Below are 11771 nucleotides of genomic sequence, written 5' to 3' on the forward strand. Positions count from 1 at the left end.
GTACAATTCTAACGTGCATCGTGGCGTCCATACTCTGAGTGCTAAAGCAACTGAAGCTTACGAAGCATCCAGAGATAAACTTGCTGCTTTTGTGAATGCTGCATCGCGTCAGGAAATTGTTTTTACCCGTAACGCCACTGAGGCCATTAACTTGGTTGCTTACAGTTGGGGAATGAACAATTTGCAACCGGGAGATGAGATTATCCTCTCGGTGATGGAACACCACAGTAATTTAGTCCCCTGGCATTTTGTAGCGCAAAAAACAGGCGCAGTACTGAAGTTTGTGGAACTGACACCAGAAGAAACCTTTGATTTGGAACAGTTTAAGAACCTGGTTTCTGACAAAACAAAGTTGGTGTCCGTGGTGCATGTTTCTAATACGTTGGGCTGTATTAACCCAGTGAAAGAGATTTGCGCGATCGCACACAAGTACGGTGCCAGAGTATTAATTGATGCTTGCCAAAGTGTTCCCCATATGCCCATCAACGTCCAGCAAATTGACTGTGACTGGTTAGTGGCTTCCGGGCACAAAATGTGCGCTCCAACAGGAATTGGCTTTTTGTACGGCAAATTAGAACTGCTGCGATCGATGCCTCCCTTCTTTGGTGGTGGAGAGATGATTGCTGATGTCTTTTTAGACAAGTCAACCTACGCAGATTTACCGCATAAATTTGAAGCAGGTACTCCAGCCATTGCAGAAGCCATTGCTATTGGTGCAGCTGTAGACTACCTCACCAGCATTGGCATGGATAAAATTTATTCTTACGAATCAGAATTGACTGGCTATCTTTTTGAGAAGCTACAGCAAATTCCTGGGATTCGCCTGTATGGTCCATTACCTAAAGTAGCAGGTTTGGGAAGAGCAGCTCTTGCTTCCTTTACAGCAAAAGAAGTCCACGCCAACGACATCTCCACACTGTTAGACCAAGAAGGTATCGCTATCCGTTCCGGTCACCATTGTACTCAACCATTACACCGTCACTTAAATATTGCAGCAACTGCACGGGCAAGTTTATCGTTCTACAATACCCGTGAAGAGATTGATATTTTTGTGAAGGCGTTGAAGGAAACTTTGGATTTCTTTGGCAGTTTTGAACAAAGATGTTGAGCGCAGTCCCTACCTATAAGGAAGTTTAGGTAGGGTTAGCGGCAAAGTACAGCCCGGATTAGCCGAAGCAATTAACTCCGCACCAGTATTCAACAAATTCTGCGCCTTTTGCCTGCCCAATTCTTCAGCAACTTCTGGTTGTAGCATATTGTAAACACCTGCACTACCACAACATATGGCAGCATCAAGGGGTTCGCGCAGTTTTACTCCGGGAATTTGCCGCAATACCTGACGGGGTTGGACGCTAATCTTTTGACCGTGCAATAGATGGCAAGCATCTTGATAAACTACTGTCAGGGGTTTATCGGTGAGGGGAGACAGTTTCGCTGTTAAGCCAACATTTGCCAAAAACTCCTGTACATCTCTGACCTTAGCAGCAAACTGCTTAGCTTTTTCCCGATACTCTGGGTCATCTTCTAACATATGACCGTATTCTTTCAAAGTATGACCGCAACCGGCAGCGTTAATAATGATAAAATCAACACCAGTATCGGCAAAGCTATCAATCATGCGCCTTGCCAGTGCTTTGGCTTGTTCTGTTTGCCCTTGGTGTTCGGGAAGTGCTGCACAACAGCCTTGTGTCTTGGGAATCACTACCTCACAACCATTTGCCGTCAAAACTCTCACGGTGGCTTCATTGACTGGGGAGAAAAACAGCCTTTGCACGCAACCCAAAATCATCCCTACTCGGTAGCGTTTTTCACCTCGGGCACGAATAACACGGGGCAAATTATTTTGAAATGATTTTAAAGTAATTTCTGGCAGGATTGATTCCATTGCTGCCAACCGAGGAGATACTGTTTTTAACAACCCAGTTCCCCTAACCAGTTTTTGCAAACCCAATTTCTGATAAACAAACAATGGAACCAGCAAAACCCTTAAAATGTTCGGATAGGGAAACAGGGAAAATATGAGTTGACGGAATAGGCGGTCTGGCAAACTGCGCTTATAATTTCGTTCAACCTGGTGACGGGTTGCAGAAATCAACTTGTCATACTGCACTCCAGAAGGACAAGTGGTCACACAAGCAAGACATCCCAAACAAGTATCAAAATGCTGTGCGGTTGCAACATTCAGAGGAATTTCACCCTCATTAATTCCATCCATTAAATAGATACGCCCTCGTGGCGAATCCATCTCTTTCCCAAGCACCCTGTAGCTTGGACAAGTGGAGAGACAAAACCCACAATGAACACAAGACCTGTTATGGGAATTTGTAAGGTGAGTCCGCAAGAGTATCCCAACATTACCTGTCGTAATATTGATGTAGTCATTCCTGAATCAAAAACACCCCAAAAAAATCAACTTATAGACCAACTCTTAGCAGAACTCACTCAAACAGCATCTGAGAACATGGTTGCCTACCGTGGCAAACACCGTTGGGTGCAAACTTTTGAACCAATACAACTTGAGGAGCCAGATGAGGAAACAATTCCCATCAGGGAAGAAGGAGTATATTTAATTACTGGTGGTTTGGGAGAGATTGGTTTGGTACTAGCAGAGTATCTGGCACAGAAAGCACACGCCAAACTCATCTTAACAGGGCGTTCCGGTCTGCCCGCAAAACAAGAGTGGTCTCAATGGCTAGCGACTCATGATGAAAACAATAATATCAGTCGTAAAATCAAGAAAGTGCAAGCATTAGAAGCATTGGGTGCTGAGGTGCTAATTTGCCGCGCCGATGTTGCGAATCTCGAACAAATGCAAGCAGTGATGACTCAAGCTTCAGAGCGCTTTGGTCAGGTTCATGGCGTCATCCATGCAGCAGGGATAAAGTTGTTTTGCAGTGTTCAACAGATAAGTAAAACTGAGTGTGAAAGTCAATTAAGCTCAACAGGCTATGGATTATTTGTATTAGAAAATATCTTACAAGGAAAAGAGCTTGATTTCTGCATAATAATATCCTCATTAGCATCTGTTTTAGGGGTACTGGGCATGGCTGCCTATCCAGCAGCGCACATATTCACGGATGCTTTTGTACATAAACACAATCAAACAAGTCTTGTTTCTTGGTTAAGTATCAATTACGACCGTTGGATTACTCAAAAATCTTTGGAATCAGTGACTGTGCTCAAAGGTGCGGACTCAATGATGACACGGCAAGAAGGTCTAGAGGTTTTTAAACGCGCCTTATCTACAGGTATGACTCAAGTTGTGACATCAACTGTAGATTTGCAAGCTAGCATTAAAAGATGGGTCAAGCTTGAATTGGATGTAGACTCACAACTTCAAGAAAAAGCTACTTCCTCTTCTTTTTACTCAAGACCCAATTTAGATAATGCCTATGTTGCTCCTAGAAATGAGGTAGAGCAAACCATTGCTAATATTTGGCAAGAACTTCTTGGTATTGAGCAAGTAGGCAATCTAATTGTACCTGTCCTGAAGGAAACACGCGGACAATCCGCCAAAACTCTTGTTTTAATCCGACTTTGCGGCAACTAATACAACGTCGGTAATTTGGTTTCATTTGCTGAAAATGCTAATTGCTAATTGCCAAGCCCTGAGTTAACTGCCATTTAGTACTTCACTCAATAGCATAGTGGCTTCCCAGCACTGTTGTTGTCTTACTTCAAATTTCAATCTCTGTCGTCATCATCTTCATCATCTTCATCATCCAGTTCTGAGTCCTCCTCATTTGGGTCGAGTTCATCCTCAAGTTCATCTTTAGTTTCATCTTCAAAATCGTCCTCAAGTTCATCTTTTGTATCATCTTCAAAATCATCCTCAAGTTCATCCAGGTCAGAATCATCTGCTTCTAGGGCTGCTTTTGCTCTTGCTGCTGCAAATTTGGCATCTTCTGCTGCTGCGTCGTATTTAGCTTTGTCTTTGATATCAATTTTCCAACCCGTAAGTTTTGCAGCTAAACGAACATTTTGTCCTTCTTTACCAATAGCCAAACTTAATTGATCCTCTGCCACTAACACGTGAGTTTGCCTCGTTTCTGGGTCCATAAGACGCACCTCATCAACTCGTGCTGGACTCAAGGCATTTGCAATGTAAGTTGCTGGATCTGGTGACCAACGAATCACGTCTATTTTTTCACCGCGCAATTCATTAACAACAACTTGAATCCGCGATCCCCGTGCTCCAATACAAGCACCCACTGGGTCTACATCCCGGTCTAATGTATCGACAGCAATCTTAGTTCTGGGTCCTACGTGACGGGAGGGAGGATTTGCTTCTCTTGCTACAGCTACAATTCTGACAACTTCATCTTCAATTTCCGGAACTTCATTCGCAAAGAGTTCAACAACCAAACCCGCATCAGCCCTAGAAACGAGTAACTGTGGACCGCGTTGCTGACCTTGAGAGACTTTCTTGAGGTGAACTTTAAAGGTAGCATTTGCTCTATAGTTATCATTTGGCAATTGTTCCCGCTTTGGTAGTTCCGCTTCTACCTCTGGCTGACCCAAGCTACTTCTTACTGCCATGATGACAGACTGTCTCTCAAAACGCAGGACTCTGGCTTGCAGTATCTCGCCTTCTAATTCTTGAAACTCTTCTTGAACCATTTGGCGCTGTTGATTCCTTAAAGTAAGCTCCCTCAATTTTCTTTTCCAAGGCTTTGGAAATGTTAATTCCCTTGCCATCCATAAACTCAATGAGGATGTAGTCGGGACGATCTGGATGTACCCGCACGTGAATACCACCAGTGACTGGCATCGTAGGTATTACCGTGCGAGTGATGGGAATAGCGGTTGCATCCAAGTTCTGAATATCAACACCGACTGACATCAAACCAGCAATCAATGACCTAGTGACCATGCGGGAGACATTGCGCTGGTCGCGGGAAACCGTCACTAGAGAACCTGGTTTTAAAATAGAACCATATGCGGCTCCTAACTTCACGGCAAATTCTGGGGTGATGTCAATATTTGCCAATCCTTGTACGCCACGTTGCCCGAATAAATTGCGTTGTGCTGTATTACCCCAAATCAAGTTAATATTCAAAATTGCCCCAGACTCAATCTTTTTGCTGGGCCAAACCCGCACAAAGGGGCTAATTTGGGCTTCTTCTCCCACCGTTGACAGTGAACCGACTATAGCACCTTCCAAAACATGAGCGCGACGGTCTACACGTGCTCCACGGCAAATAGCGCAAGCTGATAAATGGGCTTCGTCTCCAATTATACCTCCATTCCAAATGATAGGACGCTTGAGATTGGCATCAGCGCCAATGGTAACGTTATCTCCAATGACCGTTCCGGCTTCAATCACGACTCTTGCTCCAATGCGGCAATTGTCCCCTATAACCGATGGAGCTTCAATCTGTGCTGTCGGTTCAATGTAAGTATTTTGACCTATCCAAATTCCCGGTGATTCTTCTTTGTATGCAAAGTCTAGTTTGACTCTGCCATGTAACGCATCATACTGAGCCTCACGATAAGCATCTAAGTGACCAACATCACACCAGTAACCTTGAGCAATGTAACCGTACATTGGCTCATTCTTCGCCAGTAGCAGGGGAAACAATTCTTTTGAAAAGTCGCTCTCTTGATTGGCTGGCAAATATTCCAAAACTTCTGGTTCCAAAATGTAGGTACCAGTATTCACAGTGTCGGAAAAAATTTCACTGGTGGAGGGTTTCTCCAAAAATCGTCGAATTCGATTTTCCTCGTCAGTAATAACTACCCCAAACTCAATTGGATTGGGAACACGAGTCAAAATCAAAGTTGCTTTTGATTTCTTTTGGGAGCAATTGGTCGTCCACTGGTCACGGGTTTAGTTGCTGCGGGTCACGAAGTGATTGGAATGACTCTAACATCAGAAAAAGCTCATGTTCTTACCAAACTGGGCGCAAAAGCCGTAGTGGTTGATGCTTTTGACGCAGTAGCTGTCCGTACTGCCATGACCAACGCTCAGCCCGAAGTGGTCATTGAGCAATTGACTTCTCTACCTCAGACCTATACGCGAGCATCAATGACTGCGGCGGCTGAACTAGATGCTCGATTGCGGCGGGAGGGCGGTGCGAATGTACAAGCGGCGGCTCAAGCGGCTGGTGTGCGTCGTTATATTATCCAGTCCAGTGCGTTTTGGTATGCTTCTGGTTCGGGACTGGCGACAGAAGAAACACCATTTGCCTTTGATGCAACGCCTGCAATAGCATCCGGTACTCGTGTATACGCTGATACTGAACATCGAGTCCTTTCAGCAACCAATCTCGAAGGGATCGTTCTCAGATATGGCTTCTTCTACGGAAGAGGAACTTGGTTCGCAAAAGATGGAGATGTAGCCAACCAAGTCCGTCAACAGCAATACCCAATTGTGGGAGAAGGAAAAGGAGTTTGGTCTTGGGTTCATATTGAAGACGTTGCTGATGCCACCATTGCAGCAGTGCATCAAGGTACCCCCGGTATTTACAACATCAATGATGACCAACCAGTCGAACTACGAGTGTGGTTATCTGCTTTGGCTCGTTGGCTGGGTGCTCAACCACCTGTTCACGTGACTGAAGAACAAGCAGAACGTGCTCAAGGTTCAGACGCGGTTTACTACGCCAACCACCTGCGTGGAGCATCAAACGCTAAAGCAAAACGAGAACTGAATTGGCAACCCAGACCACTCGAATGGCTTGCAGAAATTTCCGCTAATAGTGTAGAGTCGGGCAACCACGAAACTTCGTTTTACCGTACCAACTTGATTTTACCATAATGTTGCTGCGCTTTTTATACTGGTTTCGCTTACCCCACCTAAAATGTCAATTTTTTTAGAGTATTTTTAGGTGGGGACTGCGCGAAACATCTTTGTTCAATAGTTTCTCAATACCTTTTTACTTACAGGAATGCGTTTCCACAAATCGGTAAGCTCAATGGTATCGAAGAATGCTACTACCTTGACAATACGCCCGTTTTTCATGGTCATATACCAGGAATAGGTGTAATCATCTCGGAACGAGATTTTTCTGAGTTAACCGCTAAGGCAATCGGTGTATTAAAGCCAAGTGTTTCTGCTAAGTACTCACTATAGCTAATTTCGGGCACATCAACAAATTTTCCGACTTTTTCTATGAGAGTAATATCAAATTTTTCTCGAATCGATTCAATATCAAATTGACTGTAAGTCATTGACTAATTGTAGTATTTTCTAGAATTGTAATGTTGATTGTCATTTGTCATTCGTCATTTGTCATTTGTTCATTTTGCCGAACATTAATAAATGATTGGAGACAAAATTTACAAGTTAAGTAGGTGGTCGGAAATAAACAAAAAGGTGAGGAATTGGTGGGCAGTGCCCACCCTACAAAAAGATGCCGTAAACCATTACCAATGACAAATGACAAATGACCAATGACCAAGGACTAATGACAAATGACAATTTTCAAGCCAAAAGACAAGCAATTGGGAAAATCAAATATTCCAGGAAAAACAGTTTCCAAATAAATTGATAAAATCCAGCAATTTGGCTTTTTTCTTGCAAGTTAACATTTCGGCTTCGCCTCCACATGAAAACTAAGGCTATCAGTTGAGTTACAATCAAGAAGATAGAGTTAACTTCAGCTAATCTCAACAACCCTACCAAAATCATACCCGCATAACAAATAGTTAATACCCAAAGTGCAAGATTAAAGACTGTTTGTTTACCAAGTTTGATGGTAAAAGTATCAATATTGTACAGCAGGTCTCCTTCCAGATCGGGAATATCTTTAAAGATAGCGATCGCAAAGGTAAACACTAGAATAAAGATTGTCAGAGCCCAAACTGTAGATGGAATTTGCCAAGCTCCAAAATTTCGGTTTTCTACATTAAACACCCAACTAAAGTGCAAAAACAGACCTAAATTGACTATTGCCCCACGTACAGAGAAGATGCAAATAGCTGCCCAAAAGGGAAAGCGTTTCAAGCGGATTGGTGGTAAAGAATAAGCCGTTCCAATTGCTAAACTAATAGCCACCATACCAAACAAAAACGGTCCTTGAAGAACTGATAGTAATAGTGCCAAAATACCAGTTGTTCCCACAATAAATTTTCCTACTTTCAAGGAAAATTCTCCAGAAGCAAGAGGTAAATGAGGTTTATTAATCTTATCAATTGCCACATCTTCAATTTGATTCAATCCCACAATATATCCCCTGTAGCTGTACGCTCGAATCTCAAGTCACGGTTATTTTGACAAAGCTGAAAAAATTGCTCGTCAGTTAAGTCAATATTTAATTCGAGGGGAGCAGGTAAATTGACGGTATGAGTGTTCATATTATCTGTTGTGATAGCGATCGCTCAGGGGACTGGCTTTGGAAGAACGAAACCCAATAATAAAATTACACCTAATTTCTTTTCCCAATAACTCAAAGAAAGTTTCCTTGTCTATACCAATATCTTGAATCATGCCCATTAAAGTCCCTAGTTTTAAGTCTTTTCCCGAATGAATAGGAAAAACAACCCTTTGTCCATGACTATCCTTATAAATAGCATGACTACCCTTTTAACGGTCAAGATAAAAACCTAATTTTTCGATGACTTTGATAAATTCTTTTGCTTTGACACTGGGAACGTTACTCATGCCAAGATACTTAATGACTTCACAATTAAATCTTCTTTTGGAATTAACTGATTATCAGCCTTTAAACTTTCAATATATAATTCAATTGCTTCTGTAATATTCTCAATGGCTTCTTCAAAAGAATCTCCTTGAGAATGACAACCTTTTAAGATAGGGCAAAAAGCGTGATAACCTCCATCTGGTTCTTTTTCCAGAATAACTCTGTAATTGTAAATTTGTTTATTGTTGTTTTCCATATGTTTTTAAATTGTTTGTGGTCTACTTACTTTTAACTTAGACTGATTTCATTGTATCAAAATATGATGACTTTCAAGTCAATGAAATATGTCGGTAGGAGCGCAAGACCTTAAGCCCCCACAAATACTCTTTTTTATACTAATGATATTTGATACCATTTGTAAAATTTCAACTTCTTGATTGGGAAGATAAATTTCTACCTGCTACTGTTGGCGATTAATTAACTATCCCAACCTTGCGCCATTATCCATATATTCCCTCATTTTGGCGCGTGTTTTTTCCAGGGAATTACTGGGGGAGATTAATTCAACCACAAAATCGGGACATAAAGGAGCAAATCTTTCTTTTTCGCAATCGCTGGTCGTGGTTTCACAAGCAAATTACGATCTACAAGATTGTAGTCGGGCGAAGCTATATCCGAAGCGCCTGTTGAAACGTCTTGATAGCATCCACATGAGTCACCATATTGATGCAACGTAACAACAAATCCAGATCCATCCCTTTGACTTCCTCACTACTGGAAACCCGAGGAGCATGGCTAAAATTTGAAACAGACCGTAATGACCTGGTGTGGGTAAGAATTGACAAAACCCGCAAACTGTCAGCACAAGTTCTCCTCAAAGCTTTAGGGTTATCAGACAACGAAATTTTTGACGCATTGCGTCACCCAGAATACTTTCAAAAAACCATTGAAAAAGAAGGGCAATTCTCAGAAGAAGAAGCCCTAATGGAGTTGTATCGCAAACTCAGACCGGGCGAACCACCCACGGTATTGGGAGGACAGCAACTGTTAGACTCCCGCTTCTTCGATCCCAAACGCTATGACCTGGGTCGCGTGGGACGGTATAAGCTCAATAAAAAACTGGGTCTGCAAGTGCCAGAAACAGTGCGAGTTCTGACACCGCAAGACATTTTGGCTTCCGTAGATTACCTGATTAACCTGGAGTTTGATATCGGCAGTACCGATGATATTGACCACCTGGGTAACCGTCGGGTAAGAAGCGTGGGTGAATTGCTGCAAAACCAAGTGCGGGTGGGTCTCAACAGATTAGAACGGATTATTCGCGAAAGAATGACCGTATCAGATGCAGAAGTGTTGACCCCAGCTTCCTTAGTGAACCCCAAACCTTTGGTAGCGGCAATTAAGGAATTCTTTGGTTCCTCGCAATTGTCCCAGTTCATGGATCAGACCAACCCTCTGGCAGAACTGACCCACAAACGCCGTTTGTCAGCACTCGGACCTGGCGGTTTAACTCGGGAACGGGCAGGTTTTGCAGTGCGAGATATTCACCCGTCTCACTACGGGCGTATTTGTCCGGTGGAAACCCCAGAAGGTCCAAACGCTGGTTTGATTGGTTCTTTGGCAACTCACGCTCGTGTTAACCAATACGGCTTCTTGGAAACTCCCTTCCGGTCGGTAGAAAATGGGCGGGTACAGTTTGATAAGTCGGCTGTCTACATGACCGCAGATGAAGAAGACGATTTGCGGGTGGCAGCGGGGGATGTACCCGTAGATGAAAATGGCTACATCATTGGACCGTCGGTTACAGTTCGATATCGCCAGGAATTCTCCACTACAACACCAGAGCAGGTGGACTACGTAGCAGTGTCTCCGGTGCAGATTGTGTCGGTTGCTACAAGTATGATTCCCTTCCTAGAGCACGACGACGCTAACCGCGCACTCATGGGATCGAATATGCAACGGCAAGCAGTACCCATGCTCAAGTCTCCGACCAAAGCTCGTACCATTCGCAACTACCTGCCTGCGGGTTATCGGGTGGAAGCGTCTATGGGTCATGTGCGCGATCTGCCCCAATCAGCTAGTGAAATTCCCGCCACTGTTAAAGGGGAAAAATGGGCGCAGCTCGGGGTAAATGTAGACGCCGACTTTGAACCACTGTATGTAGTCCCTAAAGATAAGAAAAAAGTTGTCACCCAACTTAAAGACGCCCTAAAAGAAGTGGATGAACTCATCCTGGCTACAGACGAAGACCGGGAAGGAGAAAGCATCAGCTGGCACTTGTACCAGCTGCTGAAGCCAAAGGTTCCTACAAAGCGGATGGTGTTTCACGAAATCACTCAAGACGCCATCAAAAAAGCCTTAAAAAACTGCCGTGACATTGACGAACAATTGGTTCGCGCTCAAGAAACGCGGCGGATTTTGGATCGGCTTGTAGGTTACACCCTGTCTCCCTTGCTGTGGAAAAAAATTGCTTGGGGATTATCTGCAGGACGCGTACAGTCGGTAGCCGTGCGGCTTTTGGTTAATAAAGAACGTCAGCGCCGTGCTTTCCGCCAAGGTTCCTACTGGGATTTGAAGGCTACGTTGCTCCCTCCTGCTTCAACAAAAGGCTCGGCATTTACCTCCCAACTCATCACATTAAAAGGGATTAGGCTAGCAAACGGTGGTGACTTCGATCCCGCAACAGGAAAAATTCCTGGCGAGCGCAATGTCGTTCTCCTTAACCAAGAGCAAGCAGAAGCCCTAAGAGAAGAGCTTTTAGGAAAAACCTGGAAAGTTACAGATTTAGAGGAACGCCCGGTCACGCGCAAACCCGCGCCGCCGTTTACCACCTCGACACTGCAACAAGAATCTAACCGCAAACTGCGCCTTTCAGCACGGGATACAATGAGGATTGCCCAAAGTTTGTACGAGCAGGGATACATTACCTATATGCGTACAGACTCGGTACATTTGTCAGACCAAGCCATTGCTGCTGCCCGTGACTGCGTAGAAAAGCTTTATGGGAAGGAATACCTTAGCCCGCAAGCGCGGCAGTATACCACCAAATCAAAAGGCGCACAAGAAGCACACGAAGCCATTCGTCCTGCGGGTAGCACCTTCCGAACCCCTCAAGAAACTGCTTTAAGCGGTCGGGAATTGCAGTTGTACGACCTCATTTGGAAGCGGACTGTTGCCTGTCAAATG

At 43.9% G+C, this 11771-nt stretch carries 5 protein-coding genes and 9 pseudogenes; 4 read left to right on the forward strand and 10 right to left on the reverse strand.

Annotation, left to right across the window (positions count from 1 at the left end):
- The coding region (locus ACYRY3_RS00665) for a SufS family cysteine desulfurase (RefSeq protein WP_460199949.1) at positions 1 to 1108 on the forward strand (1108 nt) is incomplete at its 5' end.
- 33 nt (positions 1109 to 1141) lie between these two features.
- Here the strand turns inward: ACYRY3_RS00665 and ACYRY3_RS00670 are convergent.
- Positions 1142 to 2308: pseudogene (locus ACYRY3_RS00670) on the reverse strand ((Fe-S)-binding protein); the annotation flags it as partial.
- 153 nt (positions 2309 to 2461) lie between these two features.
- Here ACYRY3_RS00670 and ACYRY3_RS00675 point away from each other — a divergent pair.
- A pseudogene (locus ACYRY3_RS00675) lies at positions 2462 to 3085 on the forward strand (SDR family NAD(P)-dependent oxidoreductase); the annotation flags it as partial.
- 385 nt (positions 3086 to 3470) lie between these two features.
- On the opposite strand, the pseudogene ACYRY3_RS00680 reads toward ACYRY3_RS00675, so the two are convergent.
- From ACYRY3_RS00680 to ACYRY3_RS00690, 3 pseudogenes are all read right to left on the reverse strand, one after another.
- Positions 3471 to 3575: pseudogene (locus ACYRY3_RS00680) on the reverse strand (DUF448 domain-containing protein); the annotation flags it as partial.
- Between the two features lie 109 nt (positions 3576 to 3684).
- Positions 3685 to 4641 (reverse strand): annotated as a pseudogene (nusA, locus tag ACYRY3_RS00685) (transcription termination factor NusA); the annotation flags it as partial.
- A pseudogene (locus tag ACYRY3_RS00690) lies at positions 4634 to 5800 on the reverse strand (sugar phosphate nucleotidyltransferase); the annotation flags it as partial. The pseudogenes nusA and ACYRY3_RS00690, both read right to left, overlap by 8 nt.
- Between ACYRY3_RS00690 and ACYRY3_RS00695 the strand changes: the two are divergent.
- Positions 5798 to 6760, forward strand: a complete 963-nt coding sequence (locus ACYRY3_RS00695) for an NAD-dependent epimerase/dehydratase family protein (protein WP_460199950.1) — start codon at positions 5798 to 5800, stop codon at positions 6758 to 6760. The pseudogene ACYRY3_RS00690 and the gene ACYRY3_RS00695 overlap by 3 nt on opposite strands.
- Positions 6761 to 6966: 206 nt before the next feature.
- Here the strand turns inward: ACYRY3_RS00695 and ACYRY3_RS00700 are convergent, their stop codons facing one another.
- The 6 genes and pseudogenes from ACYRY3_RS00700 to ACYRY3_RS00725 form a co-directional block, all read right to left on the reverse strand.
- Entirely contained in the window at positions 6967 to 7173 is a 207-nt protein-coding gene (locus ACYRY3_RS00700; RefSeq protein WP_460199951.1) for a hypothetical protein, read from the reverse strand.
- A gap of 253 nt (positions 7174 to 7426) precedes the next feature.
- Positions 7427 to 8173: pseudogene (locus ACYRY3_RS00705) on the reverse strand (homogentisate phytyltransferase); the annotation flags it as partial.
- Positions 8167 to 8298 (reverse strand): annotated as a pseudogene (locus ACYRY3_RS00710) (Uma2 family endonuclease); the annotation flags it as partial. The pseudogenes ACYRY3_RS00710 and ACYRY3_RS00705, both read right to left, overlap by 7 nt.
- Before the next feature lies 1 nt (position 8299).
- Positions 8300 to 8515, reverse strand: a pseudogene (locus ACYRY3_RS00715) (type II toxin-antitoxin system HicA family toxin); the annotation flags it as partial.
- 86 nt (positions 8516 to 8601) lie between these two features.
- Positions 8602 to 8841 carry a type II toxin-antitoxin system HicB family antitoxin gene (locus ACYRY3_RS00720; RefSeq protein WP_460199952.1) on the reverse strand — a complete coding sequence of 80 codons (240 nt, stop codon included), beginning with the start codon at positions 8839 to 8841 and terminating at the stop codon, positions 8602 to 8604.
- A 207-nt stretch (positions 8842 to 9048) separates the two neighbouring features.
- Positions 9049 to 9192 (reverse strand): annotated as a pseudogene (locus tag ACYRY3_RS00725) (Uma2 family endonuclease); the annotation flags it as partial.
- Between the two features lie 152 nt (positions 9193 to 9344).
- Between ACYRY3_RS00725 and topA the strand changes: the two are divergent.
- The coding region (gene topA, locus ACYRY3_RS00730; RefSeq protein ID WP_460199953.1) for a type I DNA topoisomerase at positions 9345 to 11771 on the forward strand (2427 nt) is incomplete at its 3' end.

The sequence above is a fragment of the Scytonema sp. NUACC21 genome, assembly GCF_054684315.1.

Coding starts and splice junctions, on each gene's coding strand:
- ACYRY3_RS00720 (WP_460199952.1), bottom strand. CDS start 8,841: ATGGAAAACAACAATAAACAAATTTACAATTACAGAGTTATTCTGGAA.
- ACYRY3_RS00700 (WP_460199951.1), bottom strand. CDS start 7,173: ATGACTTACAGTCAATTTGATATTGAATCGATTCGAGAAAAATTTGAT.